This is a genomic window from Actinomadura rugatobispora, from assembly GCF_055379765.1.
The window spans coordinates 960,094-982,780 of the sequence record NZ_AP029191.1 but is presented as its reverse complement, the minus strand read 5'-3'; the positions used below and the strand labels follow the sequence as shown (position 1 = coordinate 982,780).

Genomic DNA, 22,687 nt, shown 5'->3' with positions numbered 1-22,687 from the left:
ACCGGTCACGTGACGGATGACGGCGCGGGCCCGCCCTCCTAGCGTCGGTCGTATGAGGGAGCTTCGGGCAGCGGTGACCGACTGGATCGAGAAAACGGCCCTTCCCTTGATCACAGTGGACGCCTCAGCACCACTCGACGACCTGCGTCCGCTGCTCGGGATGCTGGACCGCGCCTCGGTGGTGGGGTACGGCGGCGGGACGCGAGGGGCCCACGAGTTCTTCGCCATGCAACTGCGCATCGCCAGGCTCCTGGTCGGCGAAGCCGGTTTCCGCGCCATCGCGTTCGACCAGGACTGGACGCTCGGCGTCAGGCTCGACACTTTCGTCCGCACCGGCGCAGGCGACCCAAGAGCGCTCTTGAAGGAAGCCGACGCGTTCACCAACACGGCAGAGGTTCTCGCCCTCATCGAATGGATGCGGACTTTCAACGAGTCCCATCCGGACGACCCGGTGAGGTTCGTTGGAGTGAGCCCCGCCAGGCTCCAGAGGACGGCCTACGACGCGGTCACCGACTACGTCCACGCCACGGCTCCCCAGTACTCGGAATGGGTGGAGGAACAGCTCGCAGCCCTGCGCCCCGGCAAAGACCTCTATACACACATCGGACGCTTCCTCACACTCGCCGACAGGAAGGCCTGGATCGACAGCGCGCGCGCCGTCCACGACCAGGTGGCCGACCTTCCGGGCAACGCCTGGGCACTGCGGAACGCACGCCTGATCGTCCAGTTCTACGAGCTGCACGACCACGACCACAGGCCCGAGGACCCGTTCAACATGGCCTACATGGAGCGGGCTTTCGCCGAGAACATCGCCTGGTGGAACGGCCACTTCAAGCAGAAGGTGCTGTTCTGGTCGTCCAGCTCGCACTCCTCCAACGGTCCCGGCCGGGCCATAAGCTTCCCGCCGAAACCGATCCGGGCCTGCCCCAATGCGGGCAGCCACCTGAGGGAACGCCTCGGCACGGGATACGCCTCACTCGGCCTCACCTTCCACGACGGCGAGCTGGCCACCTACGCGGACACGACGACCTACAAAGTGCCGGGCGCCGCCCCCGAACTCGCGGAGTCGGTACTGAACGTCGAAGCCCTGGACGCTTACCTGCTGGACCTCACGCGCGCACGCCCCCGCCCAGTCGACGAGTGGCTTTCCCGCACCGCGAAGTTCCGCGCCATAGGACCGGTCTACGACCCGTCCAACGACGGTGCCCACCACATGACGGGCGGCTCACCCGCCGAATGGTTCGACGCCATCGTCCACATCCCCCGTGTCACACCCGCTCGCGTCGTGCCCTGAGACCTCCGGCCAGAGAGACGCACGCTCAGGCATATTCGCGCCGGAGCCTTTCCAATTCCTCGGTGATGCGCACCGCACGCCCTCGGGGTGGCCGGTCGTAGCTGCAGACGGCGACGAGCCTGACCTGGGTACGCCATCGGAAGCGCCGGTAGTGCAGCTTGGCGACGGGAAGGTAGGTGACCAGCAGAGGCGAGACTTCCTCCGCCAGAGTGATCTCCGAGATCTCCGACCAGGGCGTGAAACGAGTCATGAACATCGAGTGCTGGGTGAGACCTTCGGAGGTGACCGTCACCCGCTGAACCGCGCTCCGGACCACCGGGATCTGCCCGAGCGCCATGCTGCCCAGGACGGCGATCGCCTGCGCGGTCTCCATCAGCGGCAGCGTCGCGATACCGCCGGCCGCCATGAAGACCAGCATTTCGAGGATCACCACCGCGACCACACAGAAGAGCGGGCTGCGAAAAGTCCGCCGCATGCCCGGACCGTAACCCGTCCCGCTACCACCGACCAGAGGAGACGACGTTAAATACGTTGCCGGACGAGGCGGGACGTTGCGACCCTTGCCGGAAACTCACCGAAGGGACGGTCATGTCGACGCTGCGCGTGACGGCCGAGCGGCTGACGATTCACCCGCACGATAACGCCGACGCACTGGAACTCGCCCAGGTCGGGCTCTACCGGGCCGTGGTCGCCAAGGGGCAGTTCCGTACCGGCGACTGGGCCCTCTACATTCCCGAGGGCTCCCTCCTGCCGGACGAGTTGATCGCCGAACTGGGGCTGACCGGGAAGCTGGCCGGATCCTCCAAGAACCGCGTCAAGGCGGTGCGGCTGCGCGGCGAACTGTCCCAGGGCATCGTGTGCCTGCCCCAGGCCGTGAACGGCGTGGACCTCGCGAACGCGCAGGACCGCGACTTCGCCGGAGAACTGGGCGTCACCAAGTGGGTCCCGCCGATCCCCGTGCACATGGCCGGTGACGTGATACCCGCCGCCGACCTGATCCGCTGGGTCGAGATCGAGGACATCAAGCGCTACCCGTCCATCTTCGAGGCGGGCGAACCCGTGGTCGCCACGGAGAAGATCCACGGCTCCGCGTGCCTGTTCACGCTGGTCGGGGGAGAGGCGTTCGTGTCGTCCAAAGGGTTCGGCTCCAAGAGCCTGGCCCTGGCGCACAACCCGAAGAACCTCTACTGGCGCGCGATCGAGTCGTACGGCGTGGCGGACGCGGCCAGGCGCATCGCCGAGATCCTCAACGCCGACCGGGTCGGAGTGTTCGGCGAGGTGTTCGGCCGCGGCGTCCAGGACCTCGCCTACGGCGCGAACGCGACCGGCGAACGCGTCGGCTACGCGGTCTTCGACGTGGCGGTCGTGTCCCCCGAGGGCGTCAAGCGCTGGATCGACCAGGCCGACCTGCCCGATCTCCTCTCCAAGGTCGACCTCCCCGCCGTCCCGCGCCTCTACGAGGGGCCGTACGACGAGGCGGCCCTGATGGACCTGGCCAGCGGCCGCGAAACGGTGTCCGGCTCGTCGGCGCACCTGCGCGAGGGCCTGGTGGTACGCCCGGCCGCCGAACGCCGCAGCCCGGTGACCGGCGGCCGCGCGATCGCCAAGTTCGTCTCGCCCGCCTACCTCACCCGCAAGGGCGGCACCGAATACGAATGACACGCCCTCACTCCGCCCCGTACCGCAGTGCCGGTGCGGGGCGGAATTGTGGAACGGCGCCCGATAAGTCGCGGGCCTTGTATGGTTGGCACGCGCAGATGATCGTGGTCGAGCGAAATTCGCGCATTCCGTACGAGCAGCATGACCGATAATGAATTCCCGGTGAAGGGTTGGCGAAGCCCCGCCGCATCATTCGGTCACCGGACCCGGAGGCGCTGATGCGTGTCGGCCCCCTGCGCGAAGAGCAGGCGATTCAGCAGGTCATCGATCGGATCACGGCGGACTACGCCGACTCCCGGCCCGCCGCCGACGTCGCGGACCTCGTCGCGTCCGCCCAGTCGAGATTCGACGGCCACCGCATCCGGGATTTCGTTCCCATCTTCGTCGAGAACATCGTCCGGCGGGAACTCGCCGAACCCGCCGAAGAAACCCAGGTGAACACCGAGGAAATTCCAGAAAAAGAGCCCACCGAACCGGACTCCCACCGTCGGCGGATCCCGATACCGCTCCCGCTGGCCAAGCCGCTCATCGCCGTGCTCGCCGCGATCGGCGTGGCCGTCGCCGCGGTGGTGGTCTACGTCTCCACCCAGGACGAAGAGCCCGACAAGCTCACCATCGTCCGAGGCGTCGTCGGCTCGGAGAAGCAAGCCTTCTTCAACGACCCCCAGGTAAAACAGGCACTGGCACGCCAAGGCATCGAAGTCAAAGTCGAACCGGCCGGCTCCCGGCAGATCGCCACGTCCATCGACCTCGGCAAGTACGACTTCGCCTTCCCCTCCAGCGCCCCGGCGGCCGACCGCATCCAGCGCCAGCGCGGCGTCAACGCCGAGTACACCCCGTTCTCCTCACCCATGGCGATCGCCACCTTCCAGCCGATCGCCGACCTCCTCGCCAAGGAGGGCATCGTCAAACGGGGCGCCACCTGGACCTTCAACGTAGGCCGCTACCTCGACCTCGTCTCAAGTGGCACCCAGTGGAAGGACCTGGAGGGCAACCGCGCCTACCCCGTCCGCCGCAACATCCTGGTCTCCACCACGGACCCGCGCACCTCCAACTCCGCGGCCATGTACCTGGCCATCACCGGCTACGTCGCCAACGGCAACTCCGTGGTCCAAGGCCCCGAGGCCGAACGCCGCGTCCTGCCGACCCTCTCCCCGCTCTTCCTGGGCCAGGGCTACACCGACAACTCCACCGAAGGCCCCTTCGAGGACTACCTGTCGATCGGCATGGGCAAGGCCCCACTGGTCTGCATCTACGAGGCCCAGTACGTAGGCGCCGCCATCCGCGGCCAGACCAAGCCCGGCATGGTCATGATGTACCCGTCGCCCACCGTCCTGTCCAAGCACACCCTCGTCCCGCTCAACCCTTCCGGCGACCGCGTAGGCCGCCTCCTCTCCACCGACCCCGCCCTCCAGAACCTCGCCGCCCGCCACGGCTTCCGCACCCGCGACCCCCAACAGTTCGCCCAGGTGGCCACCGAAAGCAAGGTCAGGGTCGCGTCCAACCTCATCGACGTCGTAGACACCCCCAGCTACGAAACCCTGGAAAACCTCCTGAACGGCATAGCCAACCAATACGGCCGCGCCTGACCTCGACCGGTCGGCACCAGGTTCGGCCAGGTATGACCGGGCCTGCTCGTCCGCCCCGCCTCCGGGCTCGATACGACCTTTGTCTTGAGCGTCGGATCCCGGCCGGCGGGGAGTCGGGTCCGGCGGCCCTCCCGGGGATCGCTCCTGGGCTACAGGACTCGGGGGTTCTGTTGCCTCGCCACCGCGATAATTTCCTGCCCGTGAAGATAGACGGGTGTGGCCACTCCGGACACCTGTGAAAAGACCGGAGTCGCAAGGTGGGCAATGGGTTCGGCGCAGGCACCGCTAACACGCTTGAGCCGACCTTTTGTGGCCATGGTCGCCCTTTGCTGCACAGGGCAGATCACACATCACATCTGGATGTTTCCGTCATTTGGATTCATCGTGAGGTGGTCCCGTCTCTGTAGGCAGCGCAATGGGGGGTCCATGGTCGCGAGGAGCACCCTTCCCGCATCGACGCTCACCGAGATCACCGAGGCCGTCGGCCGGTTCGGTGCCGAGGTCGGACCGAAGCTCCGCAACGGGTCGGGAGGAGCGGAAGATCAATTGCGGGGGCCCTTCGAACGGCTACTTGACGACCTTGGCCGCATCCTCGGCATCGATGTGCTGACCGTGGGGGAAGTGTCGTTGGCCGCGCTGGGCATCAGGCCCGATTACAGCGTCGACGTCGCGGGCGCCCACATCGGGTACGTCGAGCTCAAGGCTCCCGGGAAGGGTGTACCGACCACCTGGACGCCCACTTCCCGGGAACAGAAGCAATGGGACAAGCTGCGTCTGCTACCCAATGTCCTGTACTCGGATGGGCAACAGTACGCGGTGTACCGCTCGGGGGAACTCGTAGGCCGGGTCGCGCGCCTGGAGGGCGATATCCGACACGCCGACGGCAGGCTCGCGCCCGCCGGAGAAGAGTTCGCACGCGTCATAGCCGCCTTTCTCCTCTGGGAACCGGAAACGCCGCGCACCATCCCCCAACTCGTGCGTGCCGTGGCGAACCTCTGCCGCCTGCTGCGCGGTGAGGTAGCCGACGCGTTGCGCCGCGAGCGAGCGGGCGCTGAGCGGCAACCGGTCTTCGTCGGTCTGGTGGACGACTGGAGGGTCCTCCTCTTCCCCGAACTGAGCGACGAGCAGTTCGCGGATGCCTTCGCGCAGACCATCACCTTCAGCCTGTTGCTGGCGCGTGTGGACGGGATCGACTTCGCCGGCAAGCCACTGTCGGAGATCGCCCGTGAGCTCGGGAAGAAGCACTCGCTGATGGGAAAGGCGCTGAACGTCCTGACGGAGGGGACGGTCGAGGGCCACAGCATCGTGGTGACCACCATGCTGAGGGTCATCGGGGTCGTGGACTGGGATGCGCTGACCGATGGTTCGCGGGACGACTACCTCTATCTCTACGAGCGGTTCTTGGAGCACTACGACCGGGATCTGAGGCGGCAGAGCGGCTCGTTCTACACGCCTGACGAGGTTTCCGGGTTCATGGTGCGGTTCGCGGACGAGGTCCTGCGCACCCGGCTGGGCAGGGCGTACGGGCTGGCCAGCGACGATGTCACGATCATCGATCCCGCGATGGGCACCGGGACCTTCCTGCTGAAGATCGTTGATCAGGTGGCGGAGACCGTGTCACGGGAGGAGGGGAGCGAGGCCGTACCCTCGCAACTGCTCGCCCTCTTCGGACGCCTCATCGGCTTCGAGTTGCAGACCTGCCCCTTCGCCGTCGCCGAACTGCGCATGCACCAGGCGTTGAAGATCAGACACGGGACCGAGATCCCCGAACGGGAGGTCAGGTTCTTCGTCGCCGACGCTCTCGACAACCCCTACGCCGAACAGACCCAGATCGCCTCCACCTTGGAACCGATCGCCCGCTCGCGTCGCGAGGCCAATCGGGTCAAGCGCGAGACCGCAGTACGGGTCGTCATCGGCAACCCGCCCTACCGGGAACGCGCCAAAGGGCTCGGCGGGTGGGTCGAGCAAGGCGATCCGAACTCCGGGGAGGACGCCCCGCTCCAGCGTTTTCGCGCACCCGGCCAGGGCCGGTACGAGTACGTGCTGTCCAACCTCTACGTCTATTTCTGGCGGTGGGCGACCTGGAAGGTCTTCGACGCCCATCCGGAAGACTCCAGCGGGATCGTCGCCTTCATCACGCCGTCGTCGTTCACCACCGGTCCGGGTTACGCAGGAATGCGGGAGTATCTGCGGCGGACCGCCGACGAAGGCTGGATCATCGATCTGTCACCGGAGGGGCATCAGGCGCCGGTCAACACCCGTGTCTTCCCGGGAGTGCAACATCCGCTCTGCATCGCCGTCTTCGTGCGGCGAGGGACCGGGGATCCGGCGAGGCCAGCCAAGATCCGTCACATGTCGGTCGCCGGGCGCCGTACCGCCAAGTTCGCGCAGTTGAACGATGTGAGCCTGGCCGACTCGCGATGGCGGGAGTGTGGCGACGGATGGCAGGACAGGCTGGAGCCGGCGATCGATGACGCATGGGGACGTCATCCGCTGCTCGGCGACCTCATGCCGTGGCAGGCGCCGGGAGTGAAACCCAATCGGACGTGGGTGTACGCCCCGCTCCCCGAAACGCTCGCCGCCCGCTGGAAGCGCCTGACCGCGGCCCCGCCCGAGGATAAGCCCACCCTCTTCAAGGAGAGCGACTCGCGCAGAGTCGACAGTGTGGTGAGCAGTGCGCCGGGGTTCATCGATCACAATGGCTCGCTCCTGGCTGAGACCGGCCCTTGCCCGGGACCTGTCCGGATCGCCTACCGCTCGTTCGACCGGCAATGGACGGTACCGGATATTCGGCTGTTCGATCGGCCGCGCCCCGATCTGTGGCGTGTTCAGGGCGATAATCAATTGTTCGTAGTCGAGCAGCACAGACATAGGACTGGGCGCGGCCCGGGAGTGGTCTTCACCGCCCTGCTGCCGGACATGGACCACTTCATGGGGCACCACGGAGGACGTGTTCTGCCTCTCTACAGGGATTCGGCCGGCCTTGCCGCCAATCTTCCACCCAAGCTGTGCACCGTCCTCGCAGAGCGGCTCGGCATGCGCGTCACCGCTGAGGATGTGCTGGCCTACGTTGCCGCAGTAGTTGCGCATCCCGGCTATACCGAGCGCTTCACGAAGGAGCTGGCCACGCCCGGCATCCGGGTACCGATGGCCGCGGACGCCGAAGTCTGGCTTGAAGCCGTGGCCATTGGTCGTGAAGTGCTATGGCTTCACACGTACGGTGAACGGTTCCACGATCACAATGCCGGACGTCCACTGGGCTCACCGAGATTGCCGGACGAAGAGCGCCCCCGCGTTGTCGTCAGGATTCCCGGCGAACCGGCGGGGATGCCCGAGAAGATCGACTACGACCCGGACAGGCGCACGCTGAATGTGGGAGACGGACGGATCTCTCCGGTCGCCCCTCGGGTGTGGGAGTACGAGGTGTCCGGGATGAGGATCGTCAAGAAGTGGTTCGACTACCGCCGGCGGGAGCCTGCCGGACGCCGTTCCTCTCCGCTGGACGACATCAATCCGGAGCGCTGGCCGGCGAAGTTCACCACGGAACTGCTCGAACTGCTCAACGTGCTCGGTCGCTGTGCAGCCCTGGAGCCCGCCCAGGCGCAACTGATGGATCGGATCGTCTCGTCCCCTCTGATCACGACCGATCACTTGGCGGCGGAAGGCGTTCTACCCGTTTCGGCCAAAGAACGGAAGCCCGTACGCTCCACACGATCGGACGCGCAGACCATGTTCTGAGCGGAGCACTCTTGACCCTGCGCATGTTCGATGGCGGTGACCCCTACGCTCTCTTCGGCGGCCTCAGGGCCGAGTGTCCTCCAGTCGATGAAGCGAGCCTCCGTTGAGCGATGACGTACTTTCGGTGATCCCGACCGACCCGCACTGGCAACCGGATCGGCCCGCGGCGGACCGGGCGGTAGCGCTGGTGACCCAGATGGCTCCAGGTTTGCCGGACGGAACGGACGTCGAGATCGACGTCATCTGGCACGACGCCGTCACCGTCGTCGATGCCGGCGAGAATCTGGAGAAGATCGTTTGCTCGCTGTGCGGTGCGTCGATCGATCTCGGATGGTGGGCCGACCTCCTCGAAGCCCATTGCGAAAGCGGCTTCGCGACGCTTGCCGTGGAGGTTCCCTGCTGCGGTGGTGAGACGTCGCTGGAGTTGCTGGGATACGAGTGGCCGTGTGGTTTCGCGCGCTTCGAGATCGCCATTTGGAACCCCGAGCGCAGCTGGTTCGACGCAGGGGAACTGGCCGTCCTCGCAAGCGTGATCGGGCATCCCCTACGCCAGGTCAGAGCCCATATCTGACGCAATGCCGACGGCGACGTCGCAGGGAGGCACCCGGTTTACCGCGGCGGGTCGGATGACCACGGTGGGCCAGTGATCCACGGCCATGACCGAGTGGGTCAGGGATTCGTGATAGGACCTCCTGACACGGGGTGTGGTCCGGGTGGCACGATGGCGTGACGGGCCGCAGCGGTACAGGGGAGGAGACCGGGGATGGACGTCTTCGGGGTGCACGAACGGTTGATCGACGACTACTCCGCGTTCACCTCGTCTCTCGTCCAGGTCCGTGACCCGGAGATCGCCGCGCATCTGCGCCAGGAGAAGGCGGAGAAGGTCCGCTGGCCTGACCCGTGGCTGTCGCTCAACCCGAACTTCGAGCCCGGCGGCACCGTCACCGACCTGGTACGGCAGGAAGTACTGCATCCTTTCTGCGATCGGTTCTTCCGTGCCAAGGACGGCCCGGACGACCCCGGCTCCCGGACGCTCACGCTGCATCGGCATCAGCGCGAGGCCATCGACGCGGCTCGGAGCGGGGAGAGCTACGTGCTCACCACCGGCACAGGGTCGGGCAAGAGCCTCACCTACATCGTCCCGATCGTTGATTCCGTGCTGCGTGACCCCGAGCCGGGCCGGATCAAGGCGATCGTCGTCTACCCCATGAACGCGCTCGCCAACAGCCAGAAGCACGAGCTGGAGAAGTACCTCAACTGGGGACTGGCGACCACCGACCGCCCCGTGTCGTTCGCCCGGTACACCGGCCAGGAGGACGAGGAGGAGCGCGACAGGATCCTGCGCCGCAAGCCCGACATCCTGCTGACCAACTACGTGATGCTGGAGTACCTGCTCACCAGGCCGGCCGAGCGCCAGCAGCTCATCGGCGCCGCCCAGGGCCTCCGCTTCCTGGTTCTGGACGAGCTGCACACCTACCGGGGCAGGCAGGGCTCCGATGTGGCGATGCTCGTGCGCAGGCTTCGCGACGCGTGCGAGACGCCGAACCTGCAGTGCGTCGGGACGTCGGCCACGATGGCCACCAGTGCGACGTTCGGCGAGGCTCAGGTCAAGGTCGCGAGTGTGGCGAGCCGGCTGTTCGGTACGTCCGTGAAGCGTGAACGGGTCATCGGGGAGACGCTGCGCCGGGCGACGAGCCGGTCGGAGTCGGCCAGGGCCGAACTGCGCGCCGGCATGGAGACGGCGCTGGCGGGCGGTACCAGAGGCCATGCCGAGCTTGCGGATGACCCCCTTGCGGGCTGGATTGAGACGACCTTCGGTCTCGCCTACGAGCAGGAGAGCCGCCGACTGATCCGGCAGCGTCCTCGTACCCTGCCGGATGCGGCGGAGGAGTTGGCGAAGTCCACCGAAGAGCCGGTCGAACGCTGCCTGAAAGCGATCGAGGCGACGCTGCAGGAGGGCGCACGTGCCCGGCACCCGGAGACGGGCTGGCCTCTCTTCGCCTTCCGCCTGCATCAGTTCCTGTCCAAAGGCGACACGGTCTATGTCAGCCTGGAGACCGAGAACGAGCGGCATATCACCAGCCAGTACCAGATCAGCGTGCCCGGCCACCGTGACAAGATCTTGTTGCCGCTCGCGTTCTGTAGAGAGTGCGGCCAGGAATATCTCGTTGTCGCGCGCGAGAAGCGCTCCGACGGTGTGTTCTACTCACCACGGCAGGAGCAGGACGCTGCCGGAGGGGATACGGCGAACGGCTATCTCTATTTGTCCTCCGATCACCCGTGGCCCGTCCAGGACCCGATCGGCGCCGGCAGGCTTCCCGATTCCTGGTACGACACCGGGGATGACGGTGAGCCCTACGTTCTGCCGCGGTTGCGCGACCATTTGCCGCAAGAGGTGTGGCTGGGAATGGACGGCGGTGAATGCCCACCCGGTGACGGACTGCGGGCCGCCTATTTCTCCACCCCGTTCCGTTTCTGCTTGCGCTGCCGGGTCTCCTACACCCAGACGCGCGGCAAGGACTTCGCCAAACTGGCCTCCTACGCCGCGGAGGGGCGCAGTTCGGCCGTCTCGGTGATCAGTTCCAGCATCGTGCGCAGTCTGCGGACGCAGGAGCGGCTCAGTGACGAGGCCAAGAAGCTGCTCACCTTCGTCGACAACCGGCAGGACGCCAGCCTCCAGGCGGGTTTCTTCAACGACTTCGTCCAGGTCACGCAGGTTCGTGGAGCGCTGTACCAGGCCGCGCTCGCCGCGGGGGAGCAGGGGCTGACACACGAAACGGTCGCGCAGGCCGTCGAGAACGCGCTCGGGCTGGAGATGGAGGCGTTCGCCCAGAACCCGGGCGTGAAGTTCAGCCAGAAGGAGAACGTCAAGCGGGCCCTGCGGCAGGTGCTCTCCTACCGTCTCTACGCCGATCTCGAACGGGGCTGGCGGGTCACGATGCCCAACCTCGAGCAGACCGGCCTCATCCGCTTCGACTATGTCGACCTCGCGGAGATCGCCGCGGACGAGGAGTGCTGGGAGGGCACCCACCAGGTGCTCCGCGACGACGAGCCCGCCCATCGCGAGGCGCTGGCGAACATCCTGCTGGACGAGATGCGGCGTGCGTTGGCGGTGGACATCGAGTTCCTCACGCAGGAGGGATTCGAGCGCGTCCAGCAACTGTCCGATCAGCTGCTCCTCGGTCCGTGGGCGCTTCCGCACGGTGAGCCGAGGATCCCGGCCCGCACCGTCTACGCGTGCCCGTCCGGCGCGGGTGGGAGCCGTGACAGCGTCCACTTCACAGGACGCAGCGCCATCGGACGCTTCCTCCGCAAGCCGCAGGAGTTCGCCGGTCTCCGGACCGCACTGACCGTGGCCGACGCCCAGGAGATCATCACCGACCTGCTGAAGGTCCTGGAGAAGTTCGGGCTCCTGTCGATCGTGATGGAGAACCGCGAAGGACTGCCCGGCTACCGCCTGAAGGCGTCCTCCCTCATCTGGAGGAGCGGCGACGGGAAGAGCGGCGCGCCCGATCCTCTGCGGAAGGTCGTCGATCCTGAGGCGGACATCCGGGTGAACGAGTTCTTCCGCGACCTCTACCGGGAGACCGCAGTCCAGCTCACCGGACTGGAGGCGCGCGAGCACACCGCACAGGTCCGCAACGAGGACCGGATGCAGCGCGAGCTGGATTTCCGTGAGGGACGGCTCCCTCTGCTCTACTGCTCGCCCACGATGGAGCTCGGTGTCGACATCGCGACCCTCAACGCCGTCGGAATGCGCAACGTCCCGCCCACCCCGGCGAACTACGCGCAGCGTTCGGGCCGGGCGGGGCGCAGCGGCCAGCCCGCGTTGGTGACCACCTACTGTTCGACGGGCCGTGCGCACGACCAGTACTACTTTCGCCGTTCCCACCTCATGGTGGCGGGCAGCGTTCAGCCTCCTCGGCTCGATCTGACCAACGAGGACCTCCTGCGTTCCCACGTCCACGCGATCTGGCTGGCGGAGACCGGCGCCTCACTGCAGACCCGGATGGGGCAGGTCCTCGACATCTCCGGTGAGGACCCGACGCTGGACGTCCTGCCGCACCTGGAGGAGCAGTTCGCGGACGAGGCCGCCCGCAGGAAGGCCGTCCGGCGGGCGCTCGCGGTTCTCGACGACCTCTCCGCCGTGTCCGCCGACCAGCCGTCGATCAAGGACTCTTCGTGGTGGTACGAGGAGTGGGTCCACGACGTCGTCCGCGGCGCGGCGGAGCGTTTCCACGCCGCGTGCGAGCGGTGGCGCGAGCTCTACCTGGCCGCACTGGCCGAGCAGCGGGAGCAGAACCGCCGGGTCCTGGACCACTCGACCAATCCCAAGGCGAGGCAGCAGGCCCAGCGGCGCCGCATGGACGCGGAGAACCAGCTCAAGCTCCTCAAGAACGAGGATTCCGAGCAGCAGTTCAGCGACTTCTACACCTACCGCTACTTCGCCTCCGAAGGGTTCCTGCCCGGCTACTCGTTCCCGCGGCTTCCCTTGGCGGCCTATATCCCAGGGGAACGCCGGCGCGGCGCCTACATCCAGCGGCCACGCTTCATCGCCATCGGAGAGTTCGGCCCCGGCGCGCTCATCTATCACGAGGGCGCCCGGTACCAGGTCAGCAGCGTTCAGGTCCCTGCCGGGGCCGAGGCCGGGGAGGTGGGCACGACCGAGGCGCGCATCTGCGGGTCGTGCGGCTACTGGCATTCCCGGCAGGCGGGTGTCGACCGTTGCGAGGAGTGCGATGCCGAACTCGGCGGGGTGCTGCCCGGCATGATGCATCTCCAGACGGTGCACACAGTGCGCCGCCAGCGGATCTCCTCCGACGAGGAGGAGCGCCGCCGCGCCGGGTTCGACCTCCAGACGGTCTACCGGTTCAGCAGCCACGGCTCCCGTCCCGGCCGGTTGCACGCCGAGATCGAGGGGGCGGACGGGGAGCCGCTGGCCGACCTGGTGTACGGGGACGCCGCCGCCATCCGCGTGATCAACCGGGGGCGCCGCCGCCGCAAGGACCCCAGCGACGTCGGCTTCTGGCTCGATCCCATCCGGGGCCGCTGGCTGAGCGAGACGCGCGCCGCCGACCTCACCCCCGATGACGCCGAGCTCGGGTCGCTCCAGGACGCGGTGCGCGCGGTGAAGGTCGTGCCCTTCGTCGAGGATCACAAGAACATCTGCGTCTTCAGGTTCGGTCGCCGGGTCTCGAGGGCTGAGGCGGTCACGCTTCAGTACGCCCTCGAACGGGGCATGGAGGCCTACTTCCAGTTGGAGGACGCCGAACTCAGCAGCGAGTGCCTGCCGGACGCCGACGACCGCGGCCGGATGCTCTTCGTGGAGAGCGCCGAGGGAGGGGCCGGGGCACTCCGCCGACTGCACGACGACCCCGAGGTCCTCGCCGAGGTGGCCAAGACCGCCCTGCAGATCATCCATATCGATCCGGTCGACGGCTCGGACAGGGGCTCGGCCCCCGGCGCCCGTGAACGCTGTGAGCGGGGCTGCTACGACTGCCTGCTGTCGTACAGCAACCAGGGTTTCCACCAGCTCATCGACCGGCATGCCGTCGTCGGGCTGCTCACCGAGCTGGCGGCCTCCTACACGCATGGGCGCCGTGCCCAGACCGGCACCCGCGAGGAGCACGCTGGAAGCCTGTCGGACGCCTCGGGCAGCGAGCTGGAACGCCGATTCCTCTCCTTCCTCAAGCAAAGCGACTATCGTCTGCCCGACGAGGCACAGACGCTGGTCCATGACGCTCTGGCCCGTCCCGACTTCGTGTATCACCTGGGTGCGGGCTCGGTGGCGGTGTTCATCGACGGTCCGCACCACGGGCACGACGCCGTCTGGGAGCGCGATGTGCAGGCGGAGGGGCGGTTGCTGGACCTGGGATGGCTGGTGATCCGTTTCAGCTATGACACGGAGTGGAGCGAGATCGTGAACAAGTACCCCAGCGTGTTCGGTCCCGGCCGGGGCAACCGCTGATGGGCGCGACGGGGTACGCGCCGGGTTCGCTGATCGCCGCCCGGGGCCGCGAATGGGTGGTCGTGCCCGACGCTTCCAGCAGCTCCGCCAACGGCTCCGGGGGCCCCGGGGGGTTCATCGTCGCGCGTCCCCTGAACGGTGACACCGAGTTCACCACGGGGCTGTTCGCCGACGAGGTCGAGCCGGCCAGCTTCCCCCGGCCGACGGCCGATCACCGGGAGATCGGTGACAGCGTTGCCGCCGAGCTGCTGCGCACGGCGATGCGGATCGGTTTCACCTCGGCGGCCGGGCCCTTCCGATCCCTCGCCGCCATCGCCGTGGAGCCCCGGCAGTACCAGCTGCTGCCGCTGCTGCTCGCGCTGCGGATGGACGTCGTGCGGCTGCTCATCGCCGACGACGTCGGTATCGGCAAGACCATCGAGGCGTCCCTCATCGCCAAGGAGCTCCTCGAGCAGGGCGAGGCCGAGCGCATGACCGTCCTGTGCTCGCCCGCCCTGGCCGAGCAGTGGCAGGACGAGCTGCGCGAGAAGTTCGCCATCGACGCCGAGCTCGTCCTGCCGTCCACGGTGGCCAAGCTGCAACGGCAGGCGGGCCTGCGCGCCGACGAATCGCTGTTCGACCGACACCCCTACACGGTGGTCTCCACCGACTTCATCAAGTCGCCGCAGCGTAGGGCGCAGTTCCTGCGGACCTGCCCCGAGCTGGTCATCGTGGACGAGGCGCACACCTGCGTCCCGGCGGGCGGCACCGGGGCCAGCCTCCGCCAGTTGCGTTTCGATCTGCTCGCCGAGCTCGCCAAGGACCCCGACCGCCATCTGATCTTGGTCACCGCCACTCCGCACAGCGGCAAGGAGGGTGCCTTCCGGGATCTGATCGGCCTGCTCGATCCGGAGCTGGAGACGGTCGACCTGGAGACCGAGAAGGGTCGCGACCGGCTGGCCCGGCACTATGTGCAGCGCCGCCGCCGCGACATCCGTCGCTACCTGGACGAGGAGACGCGCTTCCCCAACGACCGCCAGCTGCGGGAGGTGGCGTACGAGCAGACCAGCGACTACGCCGACCTCATGCGCAGGGCGCTGGCGTACGCCCGGGACACCGTCGTCGACGACACCGGAGCCGTGCGCCGCCAGGTGCGCTGGTGGTCGGCCCTGGCGCTGCTGCGTTCGGTGGCCTCCTCGCCCCGCGCCGCCGCCCAGACGTTCGTCACCCGTTCCGCAGCGGCGGCCGCCGAGACGGAGGCGGAGGCCGAGGCGCTGGGGGCGGCCCGCGTCCTGGACCGGATCGACGACGACGCGTACGAGGGCATGGACGTCATCCCCGGCGCCGACGACGAGGAACTGCCCAAGTCCGCCCGCGACCGGCTGCGGGCCATGGCCAAGGTCGCCGAGGAGTTGGAGGGGGCGGAGCGGGACGCCAAGCTCGCCAAGCTGATCGTGGAGGTCAAGGGCCTCATCGCGAGCGGCTACGACCCCATCGTCTTCTGTCGCTACATTCCGACCGCGGAGTACGTCGCCGAGCATCTGGGCAAGGCGCTGGGCCGCAAGGCGAAGGTCGACTCGGTCACCGGCAAGCTCCCGCCGGCCGAACGCCTCGCCCGCATCAAGGAGCTGACCGACCAGAAGGGACGGCACGTCCTGGTCGCCACCGACTGCCTGGCCGAGGGCGTCAACCTCCAGGAGCACTTCCAGGCGGTCGTGCACTACGACCTGGCCTGGAACCCGACCCGGCACGAGCAGCGGGAAGGCCGCGTCGACCGGTTCGGGCAGCGCAGCAAGCAGGTCCGGGCCATCACCCTCTACGGGCTCGACAACGGGATCGACGGGGTCGTCCTGGACGTGCTGATCCGCAAGCACGCGACCATCGCCAAGCAGACCGGTGTCGCCGTTCCCGTGCCCGAACGCAACGACACCGTCGTGCAGGCCCTCGTCGAAGGGCTGCTGCTGCGCAAGGAGGATCCCGAGCAGCTCGCCTTCGATTTCGAGGTCGGCCAGAGCCGCGACCAACTGCACCGCGATTGGGAGAGCGCGGCGGCGCGCGAGTCGAAGGTGCTCACCAAGTACGCCCACTCCGGTGCCAAGGAGCTGGACGAGGTGCGGCAGGAGGCCACCGAAGTCCGTACCGCCCTCGGCCGCCACACGGACGTGTCGAAGTTCGCCCGGGAGTCGTTGGCTGCCCTCGGTGGGGCGGTGCAGGTCCGGGAGGACGGCTTCACCGTCCAGACCCAGGGCCTTCCCGTCGGGGTGCGCCACTCGCTCGGCCTGATCGGGGCGGCCGACGACGAGGCGAAGGCGCCGGAGCTGGTCTTTCGGCACGACCTGCCGGTGAAGTCGGGGGAGCACGCGCTCGTCCGGACGGATCCGCGCGTGGTCGCCCTGGCCCGCTACGTCGTGGACGCCGCCCTCGACCCGGAGATCAAGGACAAGGAACGGCCCGCCCGCCGCTGCGGCGCCATCCGCACCCGCGCCGTCCCGGTCCGGACGACTCTGCTGCTGGTCCGCTACCGGTTCCACCTCACCCTGCCGGGGCGGGGGAAGACCAGGGCGCTCGTCGCCGAGGACGCCCAGGTCGTGGCCTACCGGTCGGGTGCGAACGGCCGCGAGTGGCTGACCGAGGAGGAGGTCACCGCCTTGCTGGGCGCCTCACCGGATGCCAATGTCCTGCCCGAGCTCGTCCAGCAGGCTGTGGAGAGGTCGCTCGCTGACCTGGGCGAGCAGCCGGGCCCGGGTGAACCCGCGCCACCGGATTCGGTGCAGGCCGACCTGGACGCCCGAGGCCATGACCTCGCGGACAGTTTGGCCAAGGCGCACCGGAGGGTACGCGCCTCGGTGGGCGCGATCCGCCGCGGCCTCAAGGTCACTCCGCACGATCACGCGGACGTGCTCGGCGTCTACGTCTACCTTCCGGCCGGAGGTGCCCGGTGACCGGATCGTCGTACATGGCCGTCAGCCTTGAAGGCGGTCTACTCTCCGCCGACCTGCTCGAGCGGATCAGGGTCGCGGACCGGCAGCTTCCCGGAAACCGTTCCGAGGACTACCACCTGGCCGCCGGTGAACGCATCGGCGAGGCGGCCAGCCGTAAGTGGGACTACCTGAAGGGCGCCTACCGGACCTTCCGCGACCGCCTCGAAGCCCTGCCCGAGTCCGACCCGGCCACCTCCGAGACCCGCGAACGCTGGCTGCTGCGCCTGTTCGACGAGCTCGGCTTCGGGCGGCTCACCTACCTCAGGGGCGGGATCGCCGCCGGGGAAGCGAGCTATCCGATCTCGCACCAGTGGGGCGACCATGTCACCGTCCACCTGCTTGGCTGGCACACCGATCTCGACCGCCGCGTGCCCGGCGCCAAGGCGCAGGCCGCGCGGGCCCCGCAGTCGATGGTGCAGGAGTTCCTCAACACCAGCGACGCCCACCTGTGGGGCGTGCTGTCCAACGGGCGGGTGCTGCGCATCCTGCGCGACTCGACCGCCCTGGTCGGCTCCGCGTACGTGGAGTTCGACCTGGAGGCGATCTTCGAGGGGGACCTCTATCCGGACTTCCTCCTGCTGTTCGCCCTGCTGCACTCGTCCCGCTTCGAGCTTCTGCCTCGCGACGACGGCGGCGAGCCCACGGTGGCGGACTGCTGGCTGGAACGCTGGCAGGCCCACACCATCGAGACCGGGATCCGGGTTCGTGAGCGGCTGCGTCAGCAGGTCGAGTACGCCCTGAATGAGCTTGGTACGGGGTTCATGGAGGTCAACCCCGGCCTGCGCGAGGACCTGGCGGCCGGACGGCTGACCCGCGAGGACTTCCGGCACGAGCTGCTCCGCCTCGCCTACCAGCTGATCTTCCTGTTCGTCGCCGAGGACCGGGGGGCGCTGCTCCTGCCCGATCCGCCGGACGCGACCCCCGAGCAGCGCGAAGCGTTCAAGGCCGCCCGGGACCGCTACGCGGACTATTTCTCCGTCGACCGGCTGCGCCGCATCGCCTCCCGCCGCCGGGGAGACCGCCACACAGACCTGTGGCGCACCCTGGTGCTGGTCCTGGACGCCCTCGGCACGGATGACGGACGTCCCGAGCTGGCCCTTCCCGCACTCGGCGGCCTGTTCTTCCGCGCGGGCGACCCGCTCGCCGATGCCGCCCTGGCACCCGACCTGCTGCGCGTCTGCGAGCTGACCAACCAGCGCCTGCTCTCCGCGATCCGCAAGATGTCGACGTTCCGGGACAACAAAGGTGTTGAGCATCGCATCGACTACCAGCACCTCGACGCCGAGGAACTCGGCAGCGTCTACGAGTCCCTCCTGGAACGCGAGCCCCAAATTGATGGAGCCGAGCCCCGCTTCTGGCTGGAGAAGCTGCCAGGGAACCAGCGCAAGACCACGGGCTCGTACTACACGCCCACGGCGCTCATCGACGAGCTGCTGAAGACCACCCTCGATCCGATCATCGAAGAGTACGCGAGATCAGGAGACCCCGAGAACCTCCTGAACATCACCGTCTGCGACCCGGCCTGTGGCTCCGGCCATTTCCTCGTCGCCGCCGCCCGCCGCATCGCCAAAAAATATGCCGCGATGCAGCACGGCGACGAGGAGCCGACGCCGGCCGCCATCCGCGAGGCGATGCACAAAGTCGTCGGCAAGTGCGTCTACGGCGTGGACCTCAATCCGATGGCCGCCGAACTGGCCAAGGTCTCCCTCTGGCTGGAGTCCTTGCAGCCAGGCCGCCCCCTCGCGTTCCTGGACTCCCACATCAAGGTCGGCAACTCGCTCCTGGGCACGACGCCCAAGCTGCTGCTCAAGGGCATCCCGGACGAGGCGTACAAGCCCATCGGCGACGACAACAAGAAGATCGCCACCCAGCTCCGTAAGGAGAACGCGGCCGAACGCGGCGGCCAGCTAGAGGTAGAAGACTCCCTCTTCGATCTGCCGCAGGCCCCGGAGACCAACGAGCCTCTCACGCAAGAGGCCACCGCCCTCAACCGGATGCGCATCGGCTCCGTCTCGGACATTCGTGAGCAGGCCCGCCGCTTCCACGAATTCCAGGCTTCCCCAGACCTGCTCCGCCGCAAGCACATCGCCGACGCCTGGTGCGCCGCCTTCGTCTGCCACAAGGACGAGAACTCTCCCCGCGCCATCACCTCGGCCACCCTCAAGATCATGGACGGCGATGAGGGGACAGGGAGGCTCTACCCCAGGGCCGTGCTTACTCCCGAGCTGGAGGCCGAACTCAACGACCTCACCCGCCGCTACCAGTTCTTCCACTGGCACCTGGAGTTCCCCGACATCTTCCGTGTCGGCGCTCCCGACGCACGCGACGAGAACCCCGACACCGGCTGGAGAGGCGGCTTCGACTGCGTCCTCGGCAACCCGCCCTGGGAAAAGGTCGAACTGAAGGAACAAGAGTTCTTTACCGCCCGTCGCGATGACATTGCCAACGCGTCCAACGCGAACGCCCGAAAGAATCTCATCCAGGAGTTGGGCACGAGCGACGAGCCGAGTGACCAGGCGCTGTACCTCGATTACCAGTATGAACTACGGCAGACAGCGGGCTGGAGCCAACTACTCCGTGGATCTGGTCGATACCCCTTGACCGGGCAGGGGCGCCTGAACACATATGCGGTCTTTGCCGAGACCGCGCGAGTTATTATCGGGCCACGAGGACGTAGCGGTCTTGTCCTTCCGACGGGCATCGCAACGGATGCGACCACGGCCCCATTCTTCGGCGACCTGGTAAGGAAGAGCAAGCTTGCGGCCTTCTTGGAGTTCGAAAACGAGGAGTTTCTTCTCAGTAAGGATGTCCATCACAGCTTTCGGTTTTGCTTGTTGAGTGTCGCTGGCCGGAACTCTCAGATCAGCCAGGCGGAGTTCGCGTTCGGATCTAGGCGCATCTCGGATATTGATAACCGTCGCTTTACAATGCCTCCTGAGGATATTCTTATTCTCAATCCAAATACTGGGACGGCGCCGCTATTTCGCTCTCGAAGAGATGCTCAGATTACGCTTGGCATCTATCGTCGACTGCCAGTTCTTTGGCAGGAGCGACCGCGTAGCAACCCGTGGAATATCTCTTTTATGCAGGGCCTTTTCAACATGGCGGGCAGTTCAGGGTTGTTTAAAACCAGGGACATGTTGGAGATGGAAGGATGGAAACTTAGGGGAAACATTTTTACCCGCAATAATGAGCGCATGCTGCCACTATATGAAGCAAAAATGATTCATCACTTTGATCATAGATTGGGTACCTATGAAGGTCAAAGTGATGCTCAGGCCAATATGGGAACGCTGCCGCGCCTAGATTCGACTGAAAAGAAAGATCCAGGACGTCTTGTGTTGCCTCGCTATTGGATCGATCAAAGTGATGTCGCCAAGCGTCTTCATGGCCGTTGGGATAGAGGGTGGCTGATTGGTTGGCGCGACATTGCCCGCAGCACGGATGAGCGGACAATGATCTGCACCTCACTGCCCCTAGTGGCCGTAGGGCACAAGCTGCCACTCTTCTTTTCGCCTACTAACCCCTGCTATTTGCAGGCAAATTTCAGTAGCTATATATTTGACTATGTGTGTCGACAAAAATTGGCTGGCACTTCGGTTTCCTTTTTCACTCTCAAGCAGTTGCCGGTCGTTTCTCCGGAAGCTTATGGCCGTCCCGCGTGCTGGGACATGGAAATACCATTGGGTGAATGGGTTGTAAATCGCGTCAAAGAATTGGGATATACGTCATGGGATCTAAAACCTCTCGCCGAAGAAATTGGCGACTTGGGTAGTCCCTTCTCGTGGGATGGGCAGCGGCGGTTTAATATGCGGGCGGAATTGGATGCTGCCTATTTTCATCTCTACGGTGTCGCGAGAGATGATATCAGTTTTATAATGGACAGCTTTGGGGCGTTCCAGCGTAACGATCCTGAGCGATTTGCCCGTACGAAGGCGTTGATTCTGGAGGTATACGACGCCATGGCGCGGGCGATTGAGACGGGCGAGCCGTACAAGACGATTCTGGATCCCCCTCCGGGGGAGGGACCTCGCCACCGGGATACGCGTACTTGGTCGGCCTCATAGACCCTTGGCCCTGAGAAGGCGGAGTTCTACTCAGGGCTGTGGGGTAGCGAGGTCTCCTCGGTGGAAATCCGACTGGATGCTCTGGAGAAGAGCCCTCCACTCTGGAGGAGGGTTCGATGACAGGGCAGGGGCTGGACGTTGCGTACTCCGAACGAATCATCGGCCGCGCAGGCCACTTAACGCATTTGCCCTTGGGTTGCTGTGGTGCGACTCGTGTCAGCCAAGGTAGTTCATGCTTATCTTTGGGGCCTGTTGATCGGTCGGCTCAGCGGTCCTGAGGCAGGCGAACTAGCCTCAGGACCGTGAGAGGGGACGAGTCAGTGTTGAGTGGAGCGGATGCTCTGAAGGAAGGCCGCCCACTCAGCCTGTGTAAATTGCAAGATGGGCCCCTGGCCGTGCAGCTTGGTGTCGCGGACGCCGATCGTGCCATCGGCGGCGTGTCCTGCTTCGATGCAGTGGCCGTTGGGGTCGCTGTGGCCAGATTTCCGCCAGCTGGTGTAGTGCGTGTTCATAGCTCTGATCCTGCCTGCTTGGCCTGTCGGTCGGCTACCCCTGTCAGAAAGGTGAGGCTGTCGGCCGGGGAGAGGGCGGCCTTGCGGAGTCGGTTGTACAGCACGGTGTACTGGGCCACTTCACGACGTTGGGTGTGAACGAGGTCAGTGGTTACCGTGTCGACCACGACAAGCGGCGGATCAGCATGGTCTGTGAACGTGTAGAGGAAGAACGATGATTTTGGGAGCAGGCCGCCGGGGATGGTCACGTTTGCTGGCAGGACCCGGACGGTAACGCGCGATTCCGCTGAGACCACTGCGACGAGATGCCGGAGTTGTGCTGTCATCACCTTCGTCGGCACAGCCAGGCGATGAATCACGCACTCGTCGAGGATTGTCTCGTAGGTAGGTCCGTCCTTCTGGAAGATGCGGCGCTGCCGCTGGAGCCGTGCATCGGCCATGCGGTCGGGCCGGTAGTCGAGTTCTCCGTGTGCGGCGTCCAACTCGACGATGGATGAGATGAAGTCTGGTAGTTGGAAGATCGCGGGCATGTTGGTCTGGTCGTAACACCGGATCTTCGCCGCGCTTGACTCCAGGTCGGCCGCCAGGCGTTGGCGTGGACCCATCGGATTGCCGTAGCGGTCCCACCAGCCCTTCTCGGCCGCCTCGCGAGCGAGGCGGACCAGCCGGTCGTACCGAGGCCCCTCCACTCCCAGGGTTTCGAGGATCTTCATCACCTCCGCTAGGTCGGGACGGATCTGACCCAGCTCCAGGCGGGTGATCTTGGTGCGGGACTGGTAGACGAGCTTGGCCAGCTCGTCGGTGGTGAGGCCGCGGTTCTCGCGAAGCTTGCGGAGTTCGGCCGCGAGCCGGCGGCGGCGGACGTAGGGGCTCGGCATGCTCCTTCTCCTCACCTAGGGA

General features: G+C 66.4%; 11 protein-coding genes. 8 read left to right on the top strand and 3 right to left on the bottom strand.

Annotation, left to right across the window (positions count from 1 at the left end; all coding sequences use genetic code 11):
* The first annotated feature begins 52 nt into the window (after positions 1–52).
* The gene (locus ACZ466_RS03910) at positions 53–1,294 is read left to right on the top strand and encodes an erythromycin esterase family protein (protein ID WP_378283622.1); all 1,242 of its coding nucleotides are present in this window, start codon (positions 53–55) and stop codon (positions 1,292–1,294) included.
* 25 nt (positions 1,295–1,319) lie between these two features.
* Here ACZ466_RS03910 and ACZ466_RS03905 read toward each other — a convergent pair whose 3' ends face one another.
* A complete protein-coding gene (locus ACZ466_RS03905; RefSeq protein WP_378283621.1) occupies positions 1,320–1,769 on the bottom strand; it encodes a hypothetical protein in 450 nt (149 codons plus the stop codon).
* Positions 1,770–1,882: 113 nt separating this feature from the next.
* Between ACZ466_RS03905 and ACZ466_RS03900 the strand changes: the two genes are divergently transcribed.
* From ACZ466_RS03900 to ACZ466_RS03870, 7 genes are all read left to right on the top strand, one after another.
* Entirely contained in the window at positions 1,883–2,953 is a 1,071-nt protein-coding gene (locus tag ACZ466_RS03900; protein ID WP_378283620.1) for an RNA ligase (ATP), read from the top strand.
* Positions 2,954–3,171: 218 nt separating this feature from the next.
* On the top strand, positions 3,172–4,542 hold the full coding sequence (locus ACZ466_RS03895; RefSeq protein ID WP_378283619.1) for a three-helix bundle dimerization domain-containing protein: 1,371 nt from the start codon (positions 3,172–3,174) through the stop codon (positions 4,540–4,542).
* A gap of 426 nt (positions 4,543–4,968) precedes the next feature.
* Complete coding sequence (locus ACZ466_RS03890) at positions 4,969–8,280, top strand: type ISP restriction/modification enzyme (RefSeq protein ID WP_378283618.1); 3,312 nt, start codon at positions 4,969–4,971, stop codon at positions 8,278–8,280.
* A gap of 103 nt (positions 8,281–8,383) precedes the next feature.
* Positions 8,384–8,851: a hypothetical protein gene (locus ACZ466_RS03885; RefSeq protein WP_378283617.1), complete on the top strand. Its 468-nt coding sequence runs from the start codon at positions 8,384–8,386 to the stop codon at positions 8,849–8,851.
* A gap of 192 nt (positions 8,852–9,043) precedes the next feature.
* The gene (locus ACZ466_RS03880; protein ID WP_378283615.1) at positions 9,044–14,248 is read left to right on the top strand and encodes a DEAD/DEAH box helicase; all 5,205 of its coding nucleotides are present in this window, start codon (positions 9,044–9,046) and stop codon (positions 14,246–14,248) included.
* Positions 14,248–17,169 (top strand): helicase-related protein, encoded by a 2,922-nt coding sequence (locus tag ACZ466_RS03875; protein ID WP_378283614.1) that lies wholly within the window; start codon positions 14,248–14,250, stop codon positions 17,167–17,169. Before ACZ466_RS03880 ends, ACZ466_RS03875 begins: the two co-directional genes overlap by 1 nt.
* A complete protein-coding gene (locus tag ACZ466_RS03870; RefSeq protein WP_378283613.1) occupies positions 17,166–21,275 on the top strand; it encodes an Eco57I restriction-modification methylase domain-containing protein in 4,110 nt (1,369 codons plus the stop codon). The genes ACZ466_RS03875 and ACZ466_RS03870 overlap by 4 nt, the downstream gene beginning before the upstream one ends.
* A 317-nt stretch (positions 21,276–21,592) precedes the next feature.
* Here the strand turns inward: ACZ466_RS03870 and ACZ466_RS03865 are convergent, their stop codons facing one another.
* Both ACZ466_RS03865 and ACZ466_RS03860 read right to left on the bottom strand, forming a co-directional pair.
* Positions 21,593–21,787 (bottom strand): DUF397 domain-containing protein, encoded by a 195-nt coding sequence (locus tag ACZ466_RS03865; RefSeq protein ID WP_378283612.1) that lies wholly within the window; start codon positions 21,785–21,787, stop codon positions 21,593–21,595.
* Positions 21,784–22,665, bottom strand: coding sequence for a helix-turn-helix domain-containing protein (locus tag ACZ466_RS03860; RefSeq protein WP_378283611.1), 882 nt, complete (start codon positions 22,663–22,665; stop codon positions 21,784–21,786). The genes ACZ466_RS03865 and ACZ466_RS03860 overlap by 4 nt, the downstream gene beginning before the upstream one ends.
* Positions 22,666–22,687 lie beyond the last annotated feature (22 nt).